The 20,447-nt window shown below is 67.1% G+C and carries 17 protein-coding genes; 8 read left to right on the top strand and 9 right to left on the bottom strand.

Annotated features, from left to right (window positions below; all coding sequences use genetic code 11):
* Positions 1-10 precede the first annotated feature (10 nt).
* From F0357_RS19635 to F0357_RS19605, 7 genes are all read left to right on the top strand, one after another.
* Positions 11-1,120, top strand: coding sequence for a PAS domain-containing protein (locus F0357_RS19635; protein ID WP_208948488.1), 1,110 nt, complete (start codon positions 11-13; stop codon positions 1,118-1,120).
* Positions 1,117-2,514, top strand: a complete 1,398-nt coding sequence (locus F0357_RS19630) for a sigma-54 interaction domain-containing protein (protein WP_153488240.1) — start codon at positions 1,117-1,119, stop codon at positions 2,512-2,514. Before F0357_RS19635 ends, F0357_RS19630 begins: the two co-directional genes overlap by 4 nt.
* 59 nt (positions 2,515-2,573) lie before the next feature.
* Complete coding sequence (locus tag F0357_RS19625) at positions 2,574-3,635, top strand: ABC transporter substrate-binding protein (RefSeq protein ID WP_246161775.1); 1,062 nt, start codon at positions 2,574-2,576, stop codon at positions 3,633-3,635.
* Between the two features lie 77 nt (positions 3,636-3,712).
* Positions 3,713-4,810, top strand: coding sequence for an ABC transporter ATP-binding protein (locus F0357_RS19620; RefSeq protein WP_153488236.1), 1,098 nt, complete (start codon positions 3,713-3,715; stop codon positions 4,808-4,810).
* The gene (locus tag F0357_RS19615; RefSeq protein ID WP_153488232.1) at positions 4,807-5,676 is read left to right on the top strand and encodes an ABC transporter permease; all 870 of its coding nucleotides are present in this window, start codon (positions 4,807-4,809) and stop codon (positions 5,674-5,676) included. Before F0357_RS19620 ends, F0357_RS19615 begins: the two co-directional genes overlap by 4 nt.
* Before the next feature lie 13 nt (positions 5,677-5,689).
* Positions 5,690-6,472 (top strand): ABC transporter permease, encoded by a 783-nt coding sequence (locus F0357_RS19610; RefSeq protein ID WP_153488226.1) that lies wholly within the window; start codon positions 5,690-5,692, stop codon positions 6,470-6,472.
* A 41-nt stretch (positions 6,473-6,513) separates the two neighbouring features.
* Positions 6,514-8,019 (top strand): aldehyde dehydrogenase, encoded by a 1,506-nt coding sequence (locus F0357_RS19605; RefSeq protein WP_153488221.1) that lies wholly within the window; start codon positions 6,514-6,516, stop codon positions 8,017-8,019.
* A gap of 49 nt (positions 8,020-8,068) precedes the next feature.
* On the opposite strand, the gene F0357_RS19600 is transcribed toward F0357_RS19605, so the two are convergent.
* Positions 8,069-10,486, bottom strand: coding sequence for a thiamine pyrophosphate-binding protein (locus tag F0357_RS19600; protein ID WP_153488209.1), 2,418 nt, complete (start codon positions 10,484-10,486; stop codon positions 8,069-8,071).
* Positions 10,487-10,616: 130 nt separating this feature from the next.
* Between F0357_RS19600 and F0357_RS19595 the strand changes: the two genes are divergently transcribed.
* Entirely contained in the window at positions 10,617-11,081 is a 465-nt protein-coding gene (locus F0357_RS19595; protein WP_153488205.1) for an Lrp/AsnC family transcriptional regulator, read from the top strand.
* 103 nt (positions 11,082-11,184) lie between these two features.
* Here F0357_RS19595 and F0357_RS19590 read toward each other — a convergent pair whose 3' ends face one another.
* From F0357_RS19590 to F0357_RS19555, 8 genes are all read right to left on the bottom strand, one after another.
* Complete coding sequence (locus F0357_RS19590) at positions 11,185-12,231, bottom strand: NAD(P)-dependent alcohol dehydrogenase (RefSeq protein WP_153488201.1); 1,047 nt, start codon at positions 12,229-12,231, stop codon at positions 11,185-11,187.
* A 48-nt stretch (positions 12,232-12,279) separates the two neighbouring features.
* The gene (locus F0357_RS19585) at positions 12,280-13,911 is read right to left on the bottom strand and encodes a molecular chaperone GroEL (protein ID WP_153488197.1); all 1,632 of its coding nucleotides are present in this window, start codon (positions 13,909-13,911) and stop codon (positions 12,280-12,282) included.
* 110 nt (positions 13,912-14,021) lie between these two features.
* Positions 14,022-14,834: an iron-sulfur cluster assembly protein gene (locus F0357_RS19580; protein ID WP_153488185.1), complete on the bottom strand. Its 813-nt coding sequence runs from the start codon at positions 14,832-14,834 to the stop codon at positions 14,022-14,024.
* 5 nt (positions 14,835-14,839) lie between these two features.
* A complete protein-coding gene (locus tag F0357_RS19575) occupies positions 14,840-15,856 on the bottom strand; it encodes an amidohydrolase family protein (RefSeq protein WP_153488180.1) in 1,017 nt (338 codons plus the stop codon).
* Positions 15,857-15,956: 100 nt separating this feature from the next.
* Positions 15,957-16,325, bottom strand: a complete 369-nt coding sequence (locus tag F0357_RS19570) for an MmoB/DmpM family protein (protein WP_153488176.1) — start codon at positions 16,323-16,325, stop codon at positions 15,957-15,959.
* A gap of 108 nt (positions 16,326-16,433) precedes the next feature.
* The gene (locus tag F0357_RS19565) at positions 16,434-17,486 is read right to left on the bottom strand and encodes an aromatic/alkene monooxygenase hydroxylase subunit beta (protein ID WP_153488171.1); all 1,053 of its coding nucleotides are present in this window, start codon (positions 17,484-17,486) and stop codon (positions 16,434-16,436) included.
* A gap of 60 nt (positions 17,487-17,546) precedes the next feature.
* Positions 17,547-18,629: an NADH:ubiquinone reductase (Na(+)-transporting) subunit F gene (locus tag F0357_RS19560; protein WP_153488167.1), complete on the bottom strand. Its 1,083-nt coding sequence runs from the start codon at positions 18,627-18,629 to the stop codon at positions 17,547-17,549.
* A 109-nt stretch (positions 18,630-18,738) separates the two neighbouring features.
* Positions 18,739-20,406 (bottom strand): aromatic/alkene/methane monooxygenase hydroxylase/oxygenase subunit alpha, encoded by a 1,668-nt coding sequence (locus F0357_RS19555; protein ID WP_153488163.1) that lies wholly within the window; start codon positions 20,404-20,406, stop codon positions 18,739-18,741.
* Between the last annotated feature and the right edge of the window lie 41 nt (positions 20,407-20,447).

The raw sequence follows: 20,447 nt of genomic DNA, 5'->3' as shown, positions 1-20,447 counted from the left end.
GCCGCAACAGATGTTCGCCGATATCGACATGCCGGTCGATCGGATCGACGCGTCCGGCCAGTTGACCTGGGTCAACTCGGCCCAAGCCGCGCTGCTGCAACAGCCCGCCGCAGCTTTGATCGGCGCCCCGCTCGAAGCCATCTACGGCGCCTCGTCGGCCGCCCTGGTACGCCGCCATCTCAACCTCGCGGAGGCAACCTCGGGTCCCCTCTTGCTCTGGCAGCAGACGGCCGAGGGAACGGAGCTGCCGGTTCTGTGCAGCCTGGTGCCGGATGCGGACGGTGGGCTCGTCGTGCTCAAGCAGCCGGCCGCCGGCGCTGCGATCGGCCTCGAGCAGGAAATCCGCGAGCGCGTCGAGATCCTGACCGAGATGATCGGCGAGGCGACCGACGCCTGCTGGTGCATCGAATTCCTGCTGCCGGTCGACATCACCCTGCCGGAAGACGACATCGTCGACGCGATCTTCTCCCATCCGCAGCGCTGGCGCGCCTGCAACGAGGCGATGGCACGGCTCTATCAGTTGCCGCCCGACCTCGACTTCAACCACCAGCCGGTCGCCCGCTATTTCCCCCGCTCCGACGTCAACGAGAGGATGATCCGGGCGCTGATCCGGGCCGGCTACCGGCTCGACCGCGCCGCCGCCGTGGACCACACCCACGACGGTACCGAACTCATGGTGGAGAACGATTTCCGCGCCGCGATCCGCGGCGACCGGCTGATCCGCCTGTGGGGCACGGTGCGGGACATCGGAGCGATCCGGCAGCGCGAAGAGGCGCTCGCCGCTCGCGCCGAGGCGATGCTGGACGTCCTCTCCGCCGCGCCGGACCCGATCCTGGTGATCGCCGCGGACGGCCACCTGCTCGCCGCCAATCCGGCCGTCAAGCACCTGTGGCACTGGCCGGTCGAACGTTTGCTCGACCAGCCGCTCGGCGACCGGCTCGACACCGATCTCATCCGCCGCATCGCCGAGGAGAACGGCGAGGCGGACATCGCGATCGAGGGCGCCGGTGTTTGGCGCCTGCATGCCGCGATCCTCGACGGCACCCGTCGCCGCTTCGTGGCGACCGCCCGCCGGGCGCGCGTCCGCGGCGCCCAGAAGGCACGGGAGGCGGCGGAATGAAATTCTACGCGTCCGACCTCCTGCCCCAGCCCGAGATCGCCGCCCGGCTCCCCGCCGACTATTACGGCGCGGCCGCGAGCGACCTTCTCGCGGCGATGCCCGACGGCCTCGCCGTCCTCTCCCTCGACGGCGTGGTGCGTGCCGCCAACCGCCCGTTCGAGCGGCTGATGAACCGCTCCATCGCCGAGATGCGCGGGCGGCCGCTGATCCTGCTCGGCAGCACCAACGAGATCGTCGCGGCGATCGACGGCGCCGTCTCGCGAATGCGCCAGCTCGACGTCGCCGGCACGCTCGAATCCGGCCGCACCGTCTTCGCGAGCGTGCGGATCCTGCGCGACGACAAGGGCGAGGCGTTCGGGGCGCTGTTGATCCTCAACGATCCGTCGCGCGCCCGCGCCCCGGCGGACCGGCGCAAGGACCCGTTCCGCTTCAGCGGCGACGGGCACGATGCCGGCCCGGTCTTCATCGAATCCGCCGAGAGCGCGACGCTGCTCCGCCAGGGCGCGGCGGCGCTGTCGCGCAATGCGCGCGTGCTCCTCACCGGCGAATCCGGGACGGGAAAGACGGAGCTCGCGCGGCGGCTGCGCGACCTCGTCAGCGGCGGCTCGACGACGATGCCGTTCGTCCACGTCAATTGCGGCAGTATCCCCGAAAGCCTGTTCGAGTCCGAGATGTTCGGCTACGAGCCGGGCGCCTTCACCGGCGCCGCGGCGCGCGGCAAGACCGGCTATGTGGAGGCGGCCGAGAACGGGGTGCTCTTCCTCGACGAGATCGGCGAAATCCCGTTGCCGATGCAGGCGAAGCTGCTGACCTTCCTCGAAGACGGCACCTTCATGCGGGTCGGTTCCCCGGTCCGCCGCCGGGCGCGGATCAAGATCATCTCGGCCACCAACCGGCACCTGCCGGAGATGATCGAGGCGGGGACGTTCCGCCGCGATCTCTATTACCGGCTCGCCGTCGTCTCGCTCGAATGCCCGCCGCTGCGCGGGCGACGCGAGCTCGTCCGCGCGATCGGCGAGGCGTTCCTGAAACGCATCAACCGCGAGCGCGAACCGTCGCTGTCGCTCGCCCCCGCGCTGTGGGAGGCGCTCCTCGACCACGATTGGCCGGGCAACATCCGCGAGCTCTCCAACGTGCTCGAGCACGTCGCCGCCGTCGCCGACAACCGGGCGACGGCCGTGCATCTGCCGCCGCATTTTCGCAGCGCCCGCGCCCCGGACGCGCTGCCCGCCGCCGCGCCGGACGGAGACGAGCCGCCGCTGCGGGAGGCGTTGCGCCAATACGAGGATTTCCTGATTTCCCGGGCGATCGATCGCCACGGCTCGAAGCGCCGGGCGGCGAAGGCGCTCGGCGTCGATATCGGCACGCTGGTCCGCAAGACCACGCGCCGCTGAGGTCGCGGGGCGGACACGCTCGCCCCGCCAATTCGCGAACAAAACCAGAGGAGTAGGCGATGAACACCCTGAAATTGTGCAAGGCGGCGACCGCGCTGATGGTCACGCTCGCGACGACCCTGCCGGCGATCGGTCAGGCGGCGGAGCTCAACGTCCTGACCTGGGAGGGCTATGCCGACAAGAGCTTCGTCGAGCCGTTCGAGAAGGCGTCCGGCTGCAAGGTCAACGCCACCTATGTCGGTTCCAACGACGATTTCGCGCCGAAGCTCGCGGCCGGCGGCGGCGTCTACGACATCATCACGCCCTCGATCGACACCATCGGCCTGATGCGCCAGGCCGGTTACATCGCGCCGATCGACACCGCGAAGCTCAAGGATTTCGGCGGCATCTACAAGGACTTCGCCAACGGACCGGACGTCAGCGTCGACGGCAAGATCTGGGCCGTACCGCTGGTATGGGGCTCGATCTCGCTGATGTACCGCCCGGACAAGGTCTCGGGCACCCCGGATTCGATCGGCATCCTGTTCGATCCCGCCTACAAGGGCCGGATCTCCATGTGGGATGATAAGTCGGCGATCTACTGGACCGCGCGCTATCTCGGCTACGACAACATCTACGACCTCTCGGACGAGCAGCTCGAGAAGGTCAAGGAGAAGCTGATCGAGCAGAAGCCGCTGATCCGCAAATATTGGGCGACGGCTGGCGAGCTGACCGAGCTCTTCGCCAACCAGGAGGTCTGGGTCTCCAACACCTGGACCGGGCTCCAGAGCAAGGACATCAACGCCCTCAAGAAGGGCTTCGTGGTGAAGGAGTTCAGCCCCAAGGAGAAGGCCGAGGGCTGGATGGATTCGATGCAGCTCGTGAAGGACAGCCCGAACGAGGACTGCGCCTACAAGTTCATGAACTACATGCTGTCGCCGGCCGGCCAGTGCGGCATCATCAAGGTGACCGGCTACTTCCCGACCGTACCGGGCGCCGTCTCGCAGTGCCTGACGCCCGAGGAGCAGAAGGACCGCAAGGTCAACGACGTCGACTTCGTCAAGACGCTCAAGATGTGGCAGATGCCGGCCCGCCTCGACAAATATCTCGAAGTCTGGAACGCGGTGAAGGCGGCGCCCTGACGGCTTGCCTAGTCATGGAAGGCGATCCCGTCCGCGGACGGGATCGCCCGATCTGTTGCCGCACCGGAAGCTTTGTCATGACCGATGCCATCGTCGCCCTTGAGGGCGTGCGCAAGACCTATGGTTCCTTCACCGCCTTGGAGGGCCTGGATCTCACGATCCGGCCGGGCGAGTTCGTCACCCTTCTCGGCCCCTCCGGCTGCGGAAAGACCACGACGCTCCGCCTCATCGCCGGCTTCGAGACACCCGACGCGGGCCGCGTGCGGATCGCCGGTGAGGACGTGACCGAGGCGGCGCCCTATCGCCGTGCGGTCAACACCGTCTTCCAGGATTACGCGCTGTTCCCGCACATGAGCGTCGCGGAGAACGTCGCCTACGGTCTGTCGGTCAAGGCGAACCGCATTCCCAAGTCCGAGCGCGCCGCGCGGGTCGCCGATGCGCTGTCGATGGTCGGGCTCGCCGATCTCGGCGGGCGGATGCCGGGGCAATTGTCCGGCGGCCAGCGCCAGCGTGTCGCCATGGCTCGCGCGCTGGTGCGGCGGCCCAAGGTGCTGCTGCTCGACGAGCCGTTGTCGGCCCTCGACGTCAAGCTGCGCCATTCCATGCAGGTCGAGCTCAAGCACCTGCACCAGAAGATCGGCATCACCTTCGTCATGGTCACCCACGACCAGGAGGAGGCCCTGGTGCTCTCCGACCGCGTGATCGTGATGCACGCCGGTCGGATCGTGCAGCAGGGCACGCCGCAATCGCTCTACGACCGGCCGGCCTCGCCCTACGTCGCCGACTTCATCGGCTCGGCCAATCTGTTGCGCGGCCGGATCAGCCGGGTGGCCGGAGACGAGGTCGCGGTCGATTTCGGCGCGGTCGGCACCCTCGCGGGCCGCGCGCTCGCCCCGCTCGCAGTCGGCGACGCGGCGATCGTGGCGATCCGCCCCGAGCGCCTCCAGCCCGCGGCCGGCGACCAGGGGCTCGCCGCCGACGTCGTCGCCCACCTGTTCCACGGCAGCAACCTGATGCTCGAGGCCACCTGCGCGGCGGCGGCGAAGCCGGTCTTCGCGGCGATCCAGCGCCGCTCGTCCGAGATCGCGGCCGAACTGCCCGGTGCCGGGGCGCGGATCCGCCTCGCCCCGACCTCGCCGAACGACGTGCTGGTCTATCCGGAGGGGCAAGCATGAGCCGCCGCCGGAACGCCATCCTGAGCTTCTGGGCGGTGTTCGCCCTGCCGCTCGCCTGGACCATCGTGTTCCTGATCGTGCCCTACGCGGTGATGATCGCGATCAGCTTCTGGAAGCGGAAATTTCCCGTCTTCGTGCCGGACTTCCAATTCGGCAATTATTTCGCGCTGTTCACCGACCCGCAATACGCGACCGTCCTCCTGCGTACGCTGAAGATCGCCGGATTGACGACCTTCTTCTCCCTCATCGTCGCCTATCCGCTCGCCTATTTCCTGGTCTACACGATCCGCAGCGAGACCCTGCGCCGCATCGTCTACTTCCTCGTCGTGGTGCCGCTCTGGGTGTCCTATCTCCTGCGCGCCTATACCTGGAAGATCATCCTCGGCACGGACGGTGCCTTGAACTCGCTCCTGATCTGGCTCGGCGTGATCGATCAGCCGATCGAAGCGTTTCTCTACAACCAGATCTCGATGGTGCTGACCCTCACCTACATCTTCATCCCGTTCATGGTGATGCCGCTCTACGCGGCGCTGGAGCGGATTCCGCGCAACCTCATCGAGGCCTCGGAAGACCTCGGCGTCGGTCCGTTCGAGACCTTCCTGCGGGTGATCCTGCCGCTCTCGGTGCCGGGCGTGCTCGCCGGCGCCACGATGACCTTCTGTCTCTCGTTCGGCGATTTCGTCGCTCCGGTGCTGGTCGGCGGTCCGACGGGCACCATGGTCGCCACCGTGCTGCAATCCCAGTTCGGCGCCGCGCTCAATTGGCCGCTCGGCTCGGCGCTCGCCGTCGTCATCCTCGCCATCGTGATCCTGGTGCTCCAAGTCGCCAAGCGGCTGGAAGCCGGGCCGCGCGTGGCTCTGACCTGAAGGAGGCGGTGACATGACACGCCTGTTGTGGTGGCAACGTTCCCTGGTCGGGACCGCGCTCGCCGCCCTCGCCTTCCTCTACCTGCCGATCGGCGTCCTGATCCTGTTCTCGTTCAACGCGAGCAAGGTCACGACCTTCCCGCTCGCGGGCTTCACCACCGATTGGTATGCTCGCGTCTTCGCCAACACGGAGATGCTGCACGCGCTCGCCAACAGCCTGAGCGTCGCGGTGTCGGCGACCGTGCTCGCGGTGCTGCTCGGCGTGCCGGCGGCGCTGGCGCTCGACCGGCACCACTTCCCCGGCAAGCACCTGTTCCAGACCACGCTCCTGTTGCCGCTGTCGCTGCCCGGCATCGTCACCGGCATCGCGATGCTGAACTTCTACAAGCAGATCGGCCTGCCGCTCAGCCTCGCCACCGTCGTCATCGGCCACGCCACGGCGCTGATCGGCGTCGTCGTCTCGCAGGTGATGGCGCGCCTCGCCAAGGTGAACCGGCGGCTCGAGGAGGCCTCGGCCGATCTCGGCGCCACGCCGTTCGAGACCTTCCGGCGGGTGACGCTGCCGTCGATCCGCTCGGCGGTGATCGGCTCGGCGCTGCTCACCTTCACGCTCTCCTTCGACGAGATCCCGGTCACCTATTTCCTCACCGGCCGGGAGATCACGCTGCCGATCTACATCTATTCGACGCTCCGGCGCGGCATCACGCCGGAGATCAACGCCATCGGCACGCTGATCGTCGCCGCGTCGATCCTTCTGATCCTCGTTTCGGTCGTGATGATCCGCGACCGCCGCTGAAGCCGCTCTCCGTCCCAAGGACAACCCAGAGGAGACTTCCCATGGACGCCCAAACCCGCGACCGCGCCTATTGGTCGGCGAAAGCCTCGTCGATCGCCTTCGACACCGACCACTTCATCGACGGCGCCTTCGTGCCCTCGCTCGACGGCCGCCGCTTCGAGACCATCAACCCGGCGACCGGCCGGCCGATCACCAGCGTCGCGCGCGGCAGTGCCGCGGACGTCGATCGCGCCGTCGCCGTCGCCCGCAAGACCTTCCGCTCGGGCGCCTGGTCGAAGGCGGCCCCGCGCGACCGTCTCGCCGTGCTGGAGCGCTTCGCGGCGCTGATCGACGCCCACGCCGAGGACTTCGCCGTGCTCGACAGCCTCGACATGGGCAAGCCCGTGTCGGACATGCTGAACATCGACGTGCCGGGCTCCGTCACCTCGCTCAAATTCTTCGCCGAGACCGCCGACAAGCTCGACGGCGCGGTGACCTCCACCGCCTCGAACGCGCTGCACTACATCCTGCGCCAGCCGCTCGGCGTGGTCGGCATCATCGTGCCGTGGAACTATCCCCTGATGATGGCCGCGTGGAAGCTCGGCCCGGCGCTCGTCACCGGCAACTCGGTGGTGCTGAAGGCGGCCGAGCAGTCGCCGCTCTCGGCCGGCCTCCTCGCGCGTCTCTTCATCGAGGCGGGCGGCCCGGCAGGCGTGCTCAACGTCGTCCACGGCCTCGGCGAAGAGGTCGGCAAGGCGCTCGCGCTGCACATGGACGTCGACAAGATCGGCTTCACCGGCTCCACCGAAGTCGGCAAGCTTCTGATGATCTATGCCGGCCAGTCCAACATGAAGCGCGTCTCCACGGAATGCGGCGGCAAGACCCCGCAGGTGGTGATGGCCGACGTCGAGGATCTCGATCTCGCTGTGACCTATGCGGTCAACGGCATCTTCGGCAACCAGGGCGAGGTCTGCAACGCGGGTTCGCGCATCCTGGTCGATGCGGCGATCCACGACGATTTCGTCGATCTGTTCCGCGTCAAGGCGGCGGAGGCGTTCCGGCCCGGCGATCCGCTCGACCCGGCCACCACGATGGGCCCGCTGGTGACGGCGGAACACCAGAAGCGGGTGCTCGGCTACATCGACATCGGGCGCGAGGAAGGCGCCGCGCTCGCCTTCGGCGGCGGCGTTCCGGCGGGCCTCGAGGCCGGCGCCTTCGTCGAGCCGACCTTGTTCACCGGCGTCGACAACGGCATGCGGATCGCCCGCGAGGAGATCTTCGGCCCGGTCGGCACCATCCTCAAGGTGAACGGCGAGGAGGAGGCCGTCGCGGTCGCCAACGACACCATCTACGGCCTCGCCGCCTCGATCTGGACCCGCGACGTGAGCCGCGCCCACCGCTTCGCCCGCGACATCGAAGCCGGCGTGGTGTGGGTGAACTGCTTCGACCACGGCGACATGACGAGCATCTGGGGCGGCTTCAAGCAGACCGGCAACGGCCGCGACAAGTGCCTCGAAGCGCTGACCCAATACACCCAGACGAAGTCGGTCTGGGTCGAGCTGCGCTGAGTTCGCGGTCCGGGCGCCGGGGCGGCTCGTCCGCTCCGGCGCCCGCCTGTCATCCCACCCGGTACAGGTGGCGCATCGGGCGGCCGGGAGTCAGGGCCGCCGCGGCGCGCAGGATGCCTTGGGCGTCGATGCCATAATGGCGGTAGAGATCGGCGATCGTGCCGGTCTGGCCGAAGCGCTCGACGCCGAGGGCGCGGGTGCGGTGACCCGCGACCGACCCGAGCCAAGCGAGCGCCGCCGGGTGGCCGTCCTGGACGGTGACGAGGCCGCAATGCGCCGGCAAGTCGGCAAGGAGGCGCTCGATGTGGCTCGCGGCGCCGACGAAGCCGCTCTCGCGGGCGCGTTGGGCCGCCGTCCAGCCGCCATGCAGGCGGTCGGCCGAGGTGATCGCGAGGAGCCCGACATCCCGCCGCGCCTCGCCGAGAAGCCCGACGGCGGCGATCGCCTCCGGCGCCACCGCCCCCGAATAGGCGATCACCAAGTCCGCGTTCGGTCCCGGCCGCCGCAGCCAATAGGCGCCGTTCACGATGTCGGCGGCGAGGCCTTGGTCCATCGTCCGCACCGGCTGCTCGATGGTCCGCGTCGACAGGCGGAGATAGACCGCACCGCCCCTGGCGTCGGGCAGCCAGGTCGCCGGATCCGGCGCGTCGCCGCCGTCGCGCTGCAGATAATCGAAGGCGAAGCGCAGAATGATCGCGAGTTCGTCGACGAAGGCCGGCTCGAAGCTCGCGAGCCCGTCCTGAGCCATGCCGATGAGCGGCGTCGCGATCGATTGATGCGCGCCGCCCTCCGGCGCGAGCGTCACGCCCGAGGGCGTGGCGGCGAGGATGAAGCGGGCATCCTGGTAGCAGGCATAGTTCAAAGCATCGAGGCCGCGCTCCACGAAGGGATCGTAGAGCGTGCCGACCGGCAGGAGCCGTTCGCCGAACAGCCCGTGCGAAAGCCCGAGCGCGGACAGCATCAGGAAGAGGTTCATCTCGGCGATGCCGAGCTCGAGATGCTGACCGGACGGCGCGAAGCTCCAATTGAAGGTCGACGGAATGCGCTCGGCCTTGAAGAGATCGGCCATCGCCTCGCGGGCGAACAGGCCCCGGCGGTTGACCCAGCCGCCGAGATTGGTCGAGACGGTGACGTCCGGCGAGGTGGTGACGACGCGGTCGGCGAAGGCGCCCTCCGCCTTACCGATGTCGAGCATCAAAAGGCCGAAGCCCTGCTGGGTCGACATCTCGGCCGCGATCGCCACATCCAGACGCTCCGGCACCGCGACCGGCGGCGCCGTGCGGCGGCGGGGTCCGGTGGCGTTGAACGGCGCGGCCGCGACGAGGCGGCGCGCCGCCTGCGGGTCGGCGAGACCCTCGTAAGGGTCCCATTCGTGGCCCGGCCGGATCGCCAGATGTTCGCGCAGGACGTCGAGCTGCGCCGGCGTCATCAGGCCGGCGTGGTTGTCCTTGTGGCCGGCGAGCGGCAGGCCGTAGCCCTTGATCGTATAGGCGATGAAGCAGACCGGCCGGTCGTGGGTTCGCGCCGCCTCGAAGGCCTCGATCAGCGAAGCCGGATCGTGACCGCCGAGATTGGCCATCAACTCGGCGAGCTCATCGTCGCTGCGCCGCTCGACGAGCGCGGTGGCCGCGCCCTGGTCGCCGATATCGTCGAGAAGCCGCCGCCGCCACGCCGCGCCGCCCTGGAAGGTGAGCGCCGAATAGAGCTGGTTCGGGGCCGCGTCGATCCACCGTTTCAGGGCGTCGCCGCCGGGCTCGGCAAAGGCGCGGCGTTGCAGCGCGCCATATTTGAGGATGACGACGTCCCAGCCGAAATTGCGGAAGATCGTTTCGAACCTTGCCCACAACCCTTCGCGCACCACCGCGTCGAGGCTCTGGCGATTGTAATCGACCACCCACCAGGTGTTGCGGACGCCGTGCTTCCAGCCTTCGAGCAGCGCCTCGAAGATGTTGCCCTCGTCCATCTCGGCATCGCCGAGGAGGGCCACCATCTTGCCCGCCGTGGCACCCTGCCCCGACCGTGCCTCCACGCCGCCGCTCCAGCCCTTGGCGCCGAGATAATCCTGGGTCAGCGCGGCGAACAGCGTCTGGGCGACGCCGAGGCCGACGGAGCCGGTCGAAAAGTCGACGTCGTCGACGTCCTTGGTGCGCGACGGATAGGACTGGGCGCCTTTGTAGCCGCGGAAGTTTTCGAGCTTCTCCCGCGTCTGGTTGCCGAACAGATATTGGATGGCGTGGAAGACCGGGCTCGCGTGCGGCTTGACCGCGACGCGGTCCTCCGGGCGCAGCACGGCGAAATAGAGCGCCGTCATGATGGTCGACAGCGACGCCGACGACGCCTGATGGCCGCCGACCTTAAGCCCATCCTCGTTCGGCCGGACGTGGTTGGCGTGGTGGATCATCCACGTCGACAGCCACCGGACCTTGCGCTCGATCTCGGTGAGCGCGGCGATCGTGTTCTCGTTCATCGCCTTTTCCTCCCGCTCCCCTGAGATTAGCGCCGCTCTTGCAGCGGAATTCGGCGGATCGCATTGCTCGTGAAGGCAAGATTGGCGATAAATGCCAAAGCTGAGCCTTCATGCGATGAAAGCTGCCAGAATGTCCGACCTAGACGCGATCGACCGCAAGATCATCGCAGCCGTCCAGAGCGACGGCCGCATCTCCGTCGCCGACCTCGCCGCACGGGTCGGCCTGTCGCCCTCGCCCTGCGCCCGCCGGCTGCGCCTCCTGGAGGATCGCGGCGTGATCAAGGGTTATGCCGCGGTGGTCGATCAGAAGAGGGTCGGCCTGCCGGTCTCGGCCTTCGCCTCGATCAAGCTCGAACGCCAGCGCGAGGAGGATCTCGACCGCTTCGCCAAGGCCGTGGCGCGCTGGCCGGAGGTGGTCGATTGCTACCTGATGACCGGCCAGCGGGATTATCTGATGCGCATCGTGGTGCGCGATCTCGAAGCCTACGAGGCCTTCATCAAGTCGAAATTGACCCGCCTCGACGGCATCGCCTCGATCGAGACCAGCTTCGCCCTCGACCAGGTCAAACGTGCCGAGGTGCTGCCGATCGGATGACGGGCCGCGGGGACAAAAGCCAGGGCCGCCGGTCGCCCGACGGCCCTCGCCCCTCCGTTCGCCTTTCATCGGCGGCGGGACTGTGTCCGACCGCCGTGGGCCCTCACGCCGGCACGATCACGCCGCGTCCGGTGAAGCGCCGGTTCTTGAAGTCGTCGATCGCGGTGTTGATGTCGGCGAGGCTGTACTCGGTGTAGTGCATCTTCACCTTGCCGTCGGCGTTCAGCTCCATCAGTTCGACGAGCTCGGTATAGTTGCCGACGAGGCTGCCGCCGATATTAATTTCCTCGATGACGAGATGGACGGTCGGCACTTCGATCTTGCCGCCATAGCCGACGACGAACATCTGCCCGCCCTTGCGCACCATCTTCCAACCGATGTTCTCGACCCCGAGCTCGCCGACGAAATCGATCACCACCTGGGCGCCGCCGCCGGTGATGTCCTTGACCTGCTCGATGACGTCCGGCCCGCCGTCGAGCACATAATCGGCGCCGAGCTCCTTCGCGAGCTTTTGGGCCGCCGGCTCCCGGTCGACCGCGATGATGCGACAGCCGGAAATGGCGTGCAGCGATTGCAGCGCGATGTGGCCGAGGCCGCCGATGCCGACGAGCACGCAATAGGCGCCCGGGCGCAACAGCCGCGCCGCCTTCTTGGCGACCCGGTAGGCGGTGATGCCGGCATCGGCGAGCGGCGCAACCTCGATCGGTATGATCCCCTTCTTCAGCTTGATGAGCGAACGCTCGCTCGTCACGAAATATTCAGCGAAGCCGCCGTTCATGCCGAGGCCGGGGAACGCGCCGTTGTCGCAGTACATGTCCTCGCCGTGCCGGCAATTGAGGCACACGCCGCAGGACCGGAACGGATGGCAGATCACCGCGTCGCCGCGCTTGACGGAGCGGACATTGCTGCCGACCTCCTCGACCCAGCCGGCATTCTCGTGGCCCATGATGTAGGGCAGCAGACTTCCCACCGGGTCCATCGTCGGCCGCCACACCCCCTCGATGATGTGCAGGTCCGTGCGGCAGAGCCCGGCGGCGCCGACCCGGACGATGACGTCGTCGGGCGCCGTGATCTTCGGCAGATCGACGTTCTCGATCTTGAGCTTAACGTTCACGGCGGGATCGTATTCGTAGAGCATGGCCGCTTTCATGGCCGCCTCCCTTGACTGACGTGGTCTCTGTCATTCGCATCGGCCGCGTCACGCGCGGCCGAGTTTCTCCGCCCCGCCGCCGAGCGCCGGCCCGGCGGTCGGGTCCTCGTAGTCCGGCGCATCCCCGATGAGCGTCTCGGTGGTCATGATGAGGGTCGCGACCGAGGCGGCGTTGCGCAGCGCCGAGATCGTGACGCGCACCGGATCGACGATGCCCGCCTCGTACATGTTGACGAAGGCCCCGTTCGCGGCGTCATAGCCGAAGCCGCCGTTGACGCGGCTGACCTGGGCGACGACTTCGTCGGCGTCCTGGCCGGCATTGGTGGCGATGCGCCACAAGGGCCGCGTCAGCACCGAGCGCACCAGGCGAATGCCTTCCAGCACGTCGCCCTCGGCGCTACGCTCCACGGCGTCGAGCACCGGCGCGATCTGGGCGAGGGCCGAGCCGCCGCCGGCGACGACGCCCTCCTCCGCGGCGGCGCGCACCGCGTTCAGGGAATCCTCGATGAGCTGGATCCGCCGCTTCTGCTCGACCGGCGTCACGCCGCCGGCATAGAGCACGGCGGTGCCGCCGGAGAGCTTGGCGAGACGCTCGCGCAGCTTGTCCTGCTCGATGTTGGGGGGGGCGGCCTCATGTTGGCGCTGGACCTGGGCACGGCGGGCGGCGATGGCGCCGCGGTCGCCCTCACCACCGATCACCGCCGTGTGGGAGGAACCGGTGCGCACCCGCTCGGCGCCGCCGAGGTCCTCCACCGTCACCGCCTCGATGGTGCCGCCGAGATCCCGCGCGATCACCCGGCCGCCGGTGAGGATCGCGAGATCCTCCATCATCGCCTTGCGCCAATGGCCATATTCCGGGGGATGGATGACCAGGTAGCGGCCGGGACCGTCCTTGCCGAGCAGCGTGACGACGACCTCGGGCGCCACCTCCTCGGCGACGATGAGGAGCGGCCGGCCCGCCCGGACGGCGATGGCGCGGGCCGTGTCGAGCGCGGCCGGGTCCTTGATCTTGGTGTCCGTCATCAGGATCAGGGGCCGTTCGAGCACGGCCTCCATGCGCTCCTGATCCGTCACCATGTGGTGGGAGAGATAGCCGCGGTCGAACGACATGCCCTCGACGACGTCGAGCCAAGTCTCGGTGGTGACGCTGAAATCGGTGGTGATGACGCCGTCGGCACCGACCCGCTCGAACGCCTCGGCGACGAGATCGCCGAGCTTGGCGTCGGTCGCCGCGATGCGGGCGACCGCGCGCAGCATGCCGTTGTCCTTGGTCGGCCGAGCGGCGGCGGCGAGCGCCGTCGCGATCGCCTCGACCGCGAGATTGATGCCGCGGCAGAGGCCGACCGCGCGACTGCCGCGGTCGGCCGCCTCGACGCCCTTCTGGATGAGCGCGTTCGCGAGCACGATCGCGGTCGTGGTGCCGTCGCCGGCGACCTCGTTGGTCTGCATCGAGACCTCGCGGACGACCTGCGCGCCCATGTTCTCGAAGCGATCGCCGAGCTCGATCTCGCTCGCGATCGAGACGCCGTCGCGGGTGATCATCGGCGTCCCGATTGGGCGGTCGATCATCGCGTTGAGGCCCTTCGGCCCGAGCGTCGGCTCGACCGCCGCGGCGAGCCGCGACACGCCGCGGGCGAGCGCCTTGCGGGCGGCGGAGTTGTGGAGCAGCAATTTGGGCATGAGACGTCCTCCCGCGCCGCATGACGGCACGCTGGTCCATTGTTCTTGTGTGATCGCGCGCCGCCTGCCGGACGCCGGGCCCGGCAGGCTGTCCTCGTCGGCCGGTCCGCTCAGGCGGGACCGCTGCCCGCGCCCGCGCGGGCCTCCGGAACCCGGTCGAGGATGAAGTCGACCAAGGTCGGCTCGCCGTCGACCTGCCGAACCTCCTTGTAGCGGGACTGCTTGAGACCCCGGCAGAGCGCGCCGTTGAACTCCATGTTGATGCGCAAGCCCCGCAGCTCGGAGAGGTAATCGGCGAGCGTGTCGATGCCGAGCGCCGTACCGTCCCACATCGGGAAGGCCGGCTCTGACGCCTTCAGTCCGCCCCGGCGCGCGCGCAGCGCCGCGAGATAGCGCGGCTTCTGCCGCGCCACGTCGGCATCCTCGAAGCGCACCGCCTCCAGGGTCGCGATCGTCATCGCCACGACCCGCGCCTCCGCGAAGCCCTCCGCGAGAAGGCCGCGCAGCACCGCCTCCTGCCGCCGTTTGAAGGCCTTGGCGGCGAAGGTCGCCCGCAGGTCGTCGAGCCCCTGGTCTCCGGCGAGTTCGCCGAAGATCTCGTCGAACGATCGCCCCGCCGCGAGGCCCGCATTGACCTCGGCCGCGAACATGTGGTCGTGCAGGACCACGTCAAACGCCGGCTGCCACGACAGGCGGCCGAGCGCCCGGCGCAGATCGTCGAGCATCAGGAAGGCGAAGTTCGGCGAGCACCAATAGGTCGGCAGCCGAAAGTCGACCGTGACCCGCCCGTCGTCGGCGACGAAGGCCCGTTCGACGAAGCCCATCGTGGTGACGGGCTCGTCGAGTTCCGGGTCGTCGACGCTCGCGAGCACATGCCAGAGCTCGTGCTCGCGCCGTTCGATCTCGCTCGGAGCGACATTCATCGCGCTCACTCCGCGGCGATCGGATCGCTGGCGAGCAGCCGCTTGCGGGCGGCGACGTCGATCCCGTAGAGGGCGGCGGCGTTGAGGCCGAGGATCTTCTCCTTGATCTCCGGCGTCAGATCGACCCCGCGCTCCTTCTTGATGTCCTCGGGCAGTTCGAACGCCCAGAACTTCTCGACGAGCCAGCGCGGCGTCCAGATCGCATAGTCCGAGCCGAACAGGATCTTGTCGGGGCCGAGCCAGAACAGCAGTTCCGCAATGACTTCGGCGAAGTAACGCGGCCGGGTGTGGATGAAGGGCAGCGCGACGGCGAGGCCGCCATAGACGTTGGTCTCCTGCACCGCGATCCAGCAGAAATCGTCGAGGCGCGGCAGGCCGACATGCTCCACGATCCAGTTGAGGTTCGGGAAGTCGGTCGCGGCATAATCGACGTCGTGAACGTCGAAGGCATCCTTGTTCAGGGGGATGATGGTCGGTCCCTTGTGGACATGGATGTTCTTGATGCCGAGCTTGTCGCAGAGCTCGAAGCACTTGTAGGCGTCGGGATCGTTGAGCTTCCAGCCCTTGGAGGCACCGTTCCACTCGGCGGTGTACATCTTCACGCCGGTGATGCCGTAGGTCTCCTTCATCTCGTGGATCCACTCGAGCGCCTTCTCGCCGTCGCGCGGATCGAAGGCGCCGTTGACGATGAAGCGGTCGGGATGACGCTTCGCCATCTCGTGGGAGCGCTTCACGCAGCCGAAGCCGTTCTTGTAGAAATCGCCGAGCACCGTCGTCTGGATGATCGCGACGTCATCCGGACCGTCGATGAACAGATCGCGGTAGAGCTCGTCGGCGGTGTATTTCTCGAACTTCGCCTTCGCCCAGAGCTGCTCCTTCGGGCTCAGGTTGGTGTGGTAGGCATAGAAGCAATCGATGAACTGCTTGCCATGGATATTGCGCTGGTTTTCCGGACTGCCGTCCCAGAAATGGGTGTGGCCGTCGACGATGAAGACCTCTTTGCCTTCGGGCGTAATGTACATGTGATGTTCCTCCCACTCGTCGTGTTCTCAGCGCCGTGTCGCGCACCGGGTCGATCGGCGACGCATCCCGGCCGGCGTGCGTGCCGACCGGGATCGCTCGTCAGATGTATTCGAATACCTCGTCCATGTTGCCGAACAGGATCACGGTGTTGTCGTCGATCCGGACCATGCGGCCGTAATGGGTCGAGGTGTTCACCTCGAACATCTCGGCCGTCATATCGCGACCGAGGAATTCACTGATCTCGTCCATCTCGAAGATCAGCTTGCCGTTGCCGTCGATACGGATGAGGGCCGGCTGGTAGGTGACGGTGACACCGTCCTTCGTCGCCATGAATTCGGCGATGGCGCGGGCCTCGACGGAATCCGACATGGTGACCCCGCACTGGTGCGAGATCGTCTGTTCGAAGGTGATGTCCTTCATGGACTTGAAGATGTTCTGGTGACTTGCGTCACGGGCGACGGTCGACATGGGTTTCGCTCCTGAAGGTCGGCTCGAGATCATCGTCCCGAGGATGATGGGGGCTCCCGCCCCGCCCGCCGGGCGCGATCGGCCCGGCCGGCGGTGGCGGACGGGCGGTCAGATGTCGAGCTCGCCGAGGATCTTGCCGATGCGCTCCTGCGAGACCGCGCGGGCGTCCTCGAACGACACCGGTTTCGAGTGGGGCATCGACCAGATCGGCTGCAGGGTCTTCGCCGCCTTGTCGGCGAGCGCCCGGTGCTTGTGGAGCCAGCTCCGGAACAGGGCCTTGTTGTGGACGGAATGCTGCTCGTCGTGCGCGAGCAAGTACATGAGATCGATGGTGTTCGCGAGGTTGCGCTCGTAATCGGCTTCCGCGGCCGAGATCACCGCCGGCGTCATGAAGTCGCCGTTCGCCGCGCCCGCCTGCATCATGAAGCCAGAGCGGAACAGTTCACCGACGAGCGGCTCGAACACGATATTGATCGCGAAATATTGCTCGAGATAGTCGGACGTCCCCATGATCGTCTCGACCGCCTCGCGGGTGCCCTGCCAGACGCCGTCCTCGAGCCAGGCCTTCTTGCCGAGTTCGTCGTTCCAGCCCTCGAGATCGAGGCCGATCTCGGCGAGGTAGAGCGTGATGTCCTGGGAGAGACGCAGTTTGTAGGACGAATTCGTCAGCGTCGCGTTGTTGATCATCTGGGTGTAGCCGTAGCGCTGCGCCTGCATCAGCGACGTGCCGAGGCCGAACTCCGCGTGCTTCCACGCGCCCAGGTGGGTTTGCAGGATCTTGCGCCACACCCCGTCGAGGGCCTTCGGCGCGCCATAACGACGGCCGTTGGCGATGACGCTCTGCACCATCGTCTCGATCTTCGACTGGCGCTGATAGTGGGTGCGCTCCCATTCCTGATCCGGCGCGCGGAAGGCGTGCCAGTTGGAGCTGCGCGCCGCCGTGTTGTCCTTGACGTAGGCGCCGTTGCCGTCGGCGAACGAGATGATCCAGTTCTGGATCAGGTAACGCTCGGGGTCCGGCTGAACGTCGACGGTGACGTCCTCGTAATGGGACGCGGCGCGGCCGCGCGGCTGGAAATAGCGATATTTGCGGCTGTCGGAATCCGCGAAGATCGCGGCGCCGGCGGCGCCCGAACCGACCGAGCTCGAGATGGCAGGCATGGATTTCACTCCCCTCAGATTTTGATGTTGGTGGTGATGACGGCGATTGGCCGAATGGGCCTATTGCGCCGCCGCCTGCGCCGGCTCGGCCGACGCCACGGAAGTCGTGGTGGTGAAGCGGTCGAAGAACACGCGCTCGACGTCGAAGCCGTTCATGAACAGCACCGGCTGCAAGGCATCGATCATCGGCGGCGGGCCGCAGGCATAGACGTCGCCGGCGCCGTCGATCGCAAGGCTCTTCAGGGTGGCGCCGACGGCCTCGTGAACGAAGCCGCGCGCGCCGCTCCAGCCCGAGTCCGCGTCGGCGTGCGACAGGACGGGGATGAAGTGAACGGAGGGATGGGCCGCGGTCAGCGCGGCAATGCGGTCGAGATAGAAGAGGTCGTTCTCTGTGCGTGCGCCGTAGAAGAAATAGACATCCCGGTCCTCGCCGCTCGTCAGATGATCGTTGAGGATCGACCAGACCGGCGACATGCCGGAGCCGGCGCCGACCAGGATCACGGGTCCTTCGCGTCCGCCGCGGCGGAAGCAGGTGCCGTAGGGTCCGGCGACGCTGACGACGGCACCGAGGCGGATTCCGCCGGCATCGAGCTCTCCGGAGAACTTCCCTTGCGGATATTTCTTGATGATGAAGGAGAGTTCTTCGGTTTCGTCCGGCGAATTTGCCATGGAGAACGAGCGCGTAATCGTCTCCCCTTTTTCCGTGGTGACCGTGATGTCGGCATATTGCCCGGCCCAGAACTTCATCGGCTGGTCGAGCTTGATGCCGATCCCGCGGATGTCGTGGGTGAGAGATTCGATGCGCGTGATCCGCCCCGAGAACGTCTTGACGGCGATCGACTTCGACAGCACCTCCTCGTCATAGTTGAGGAGATCGACCTCGATGTCGGAATAAGCGAGGGTCCGGCACAGTAGAATATGGCCGGTATCCCGCTCCATCTCGTTGAGCGCGAAGGTCGAATAGCGCAGCAGATCGACGTCGCCGTCGTTGAGAACGCATTTGCAGGCCGAACACTGGCCTTCCTTGCAGCCGTGCGGGAGCGAGATCCCCTGCCGGAAGGCGGCGTTCAGCACCGTTTCGCCCTCCTCGACCTCGAACTCGATCCCAACCGGCTCCAGACGCACGTTATGGACGGCAACCATCGGCTTTCTCTCCTAAAGCTCCGCCCTTCGCGGCCCCGCGAGGGGCCGCGTCGGCGGGCGTCCGCTGCCAGGGCGGGGCGGCCCGAAGGCGCCCCGCCCCTCGTCTCGCTCAGTTGCAGGGATTGATGGTGAAGCCCGCGCGATACTCGGCGAGGTGCTTCTCGCGCTCGGCCGGGCTCATCTGCCGCAGCAGGGTGAGCGGCGACTGGAGCGTGTAGCCGCGGACGTCGTCGAGGGTCCACATCTCCTTGTCATCGAAGCGCAGATGCGGCTGCGGGACCAGCGTCTTGCCGTCGGACCGAACGAAGTTCAGGTCCTTGATCGCGTCGGCGAGATCCCAGCCGTGATAGAGCGTCTCCCACTCGCGCTTGCCGCTGAAGCGGCCCATCGCGGGCGTCGGCCGGCCCTGGTACTCGTCCGAGAACGCCTCGACGGCGGTCCAGCGATCGAGCTCATGGGCGAAGGTGTGGAGCTGCCCGTCGATCTCGTCGACGACCATGTCCTCACGGATGAGGCACGGCACCAGGCACGACCAGCAGCGATGGGGATAGACGTAGCCGGTCTCGGTCGAGAACGTGATCGGCGTCTGCCCCTTGTGGCTGAGCTTGGCGTACCACTTCCAGAACTCGCCGAACTGGGCGTACCAGCCGGGATATTTCTGCTCGAACCACTCGAAGTCGGAATCGGTCTGCGCCTCGATGCGCCAGAAATTGACCGGCCAGCCGACCGCGAAGAACTGCGCCACCTTATGCACATAGTGCTTCTTGGTGATGCGGTTCCAGGCTTCGTGGACGTCGTCGTGGTGGATCTTGATGCCGTACTTCTCGAGCGGCAGCATATAGGTCCGGTAATAGTCCTCGAAGATCCAGCGGTGCCACATCTCCGCGTAAGATTCCTTGTTCTTGTCGCGGTTGGTGGTGCCGTACTCGATGAAGGTGCCGATCGCGGCGTCGACGATGGCGTGGTTCTGCCAGAAGGCATAGCGCAGGTCGCGCTCCAGCAGCAGGTGGTTCTCCGGCTCCTTGAGGGCGGCCATCAGAAGCGAGTGGCCGTTGCCGATGTGGCGGCTCTCGTCGGACTGCACCGAAAGGAACACCGTCGGCAGGGCATAGTCGCCGTTGCGCGCGGCTTCCGACGGCATCGCCACGAACAGCGTGTTGGTGAACGCCGTCTCGGCCACGACCGTCAGGTACATGCACGCGGCGGTCATCGTGTCGCCGGTGATGAAGCCTTCACCGAACTGGCGACCGATCGTCGTCGCGTAGCACTTGCCGAAGGCTTCCTCGGTGATGTCGAAGCCGGCCGGATCGATATAGTTCTCCATGTACCACTTCTTCAGGTTCATCTGAATGGTGGAATGGCGGAACTCGTCGACCATCTGCATGGTGAAGCCGGTGCGCAGGTCTTCGCCGGGGGCGAGACGGGCGACCATCGCCATGGAGCGGGCGGCGGAGATCTCCGGGAAGGGGATGATCGCCAGGAAGAGCTTCATCCACTCGACCCAGCGCGGCTCCACGTTGCGGAACATATCGCCGCGCAGCGCCGCGTCGAGCGCCCCGTAGACGCGGTTGTCCTTCTCCTCCTGCATGGGGAAGTAGGACCGCAGCACCTGCTTCATCGGATCGCGCGGGGCCTTGGTGATCTTGTAGTCGGTCGGAAACGTCATCGCTTCCTGGACGTAGCTCGGATTCCAGCCGAGGTCGGCGATCTTCTTCGTCGCCTCGCCGACTGAAATTCCGCGCTGCGAGGTGATCTTGTTGAGCGTCAAAGACGACATGAACGAACCTCCCTGTGAAAGGCGTTGGGGCGCGGGATGCA

Source organism: Segnochrobactrum spirostomi, from assembly GCF_009600605.1.
Lineage (GTDB): Bacteria > Pseudomonadota > Alphaproteobacteria > Rhizobiales > Segnochrobactraceae > Segnochrobactrum > Segnochrobactrum spirostomi.
This window is presented reverse-complemented; position numbering and strand designations above follow the sequence as displayed.

Bases quoted from the DNA above. Each gene is read 5' to 3' on its own strand.
- F0357_RS19630 (WP_153488240.1), top strand. From the start codon at position 1,117: ATGAAATTCTACGCGTCCGACCTCCTGCCCCAGCCCGAGATCGCCGCC.
- F0357_RS19575 (WP_153488180.1), bottom strand. From the start codon at position 15,856: ATGTACATTACGCCCGAAGGCAAAGAGGTCTTCATCGTCGACGGCCAC.
- F0357_RS19605 (WP_153488221.1), top strand. From the start codon at position 6,514: ATGGACGCCCAAACCCGCGACCGCGCCTATTGGTCGGCGAAAGCCTCG.
- F0357_RS19580 (WP_153488185.1), bottom strand. From the start codon at position 14,834: ATGAATGTCGCTCCGAGCGAGATCGAACGGCGCGAGCACGAGCTCTGG.
- F0357_RS19610 (WP_153488226.1), top strand. From the start codon at position 5,690: ATGACACGCCTGTTGTGGTGGCAACGTTCCCTGGTCGGGACCGCGCTC.
- F0357_RS19620 (WP_153488236.1), top strand. From the start codon at position 3,713: ATGACCGATGCCATCGTCGCCCTTGAGGGCGTGCGCAAGACCTATGGT.
- F0357_RS19570 (WP_153488176.1), bottom strand. From the start codon at position 16,325: ATGTCGACCGTCGCCCGTGACGCAAGTCACCAGAACATCTTCAAGTCC.
- F0357_RS19595 (WP_153488205.1), top strand. From the start codon at position 10,617: ATGTCCGACCTAGACGCGATCGACCGCAAGATCATCGCAGCCGTCCAG.
- F0357_RS19555 (WP_153488163.1), bottom strand. From the start codon at position 20,406: ATGTCGTCTTTGACGCTCAACAAGATCACCTCGCAGCGCGGAATTTCA.
- F0357_RS19635 (WP_208948488.1), top strand. From the start codon at position 11: ATGTTCGCCGATATCGACATGCCGGTCGATCGGATCGACGCGTCCGGC.
- F0357_RS19585 (WP_153488197.1), bottom strand. From the start codon at position 13,911: ATGCCCAAATTGCTGCTCCACAACTCCGCCGCCCGCAAGGCGCTCGCC.
- F0357_RS19565 (WP_153488171.1), bottom strand. From the start codon at position 17,486: ATGCCTGCCATCTCGAGCTCGGTCGGTTCGGGCGCCGCCGGCGCCGCG.
- F0357_RS19560 (WP_153488167.1), bottom strand. From the start codon at position 18,629: ATGGTTGCCGTCCATAACGTGCGTCTGGAGCCGGTTGGGATCGAGTTC.
- F0357_RS19600 (WP_153488209.1), bottom strand. From the start codon at position 10,486: ATGAACGAGAACACGATCGCCGCGCTCACCGAGATCGAGCGCAAGGTC.
- F0357_RS19615 (WP_153488232.1), top strand. From the start codon at position 4,807: ATGAGCCGCCGCCGGAACGCCATCCTGAGCTTCTGGGCGGTGTTCGCC.
- F0357_RS19590 (WP_153488201.1), bottom strand. From the start codon at position 12,231: ATGAAAGCGGCCATGCTCTACGAATACGATCCCGCCGTGAACGTTAAG.
- F0357_RS19625 (WP_246161775.1), top strand. From the start codon at position 2,574: ATGAACACCCTGAAATTGTGCAAGGCGGCGACCGCGCTGATGGTCACG.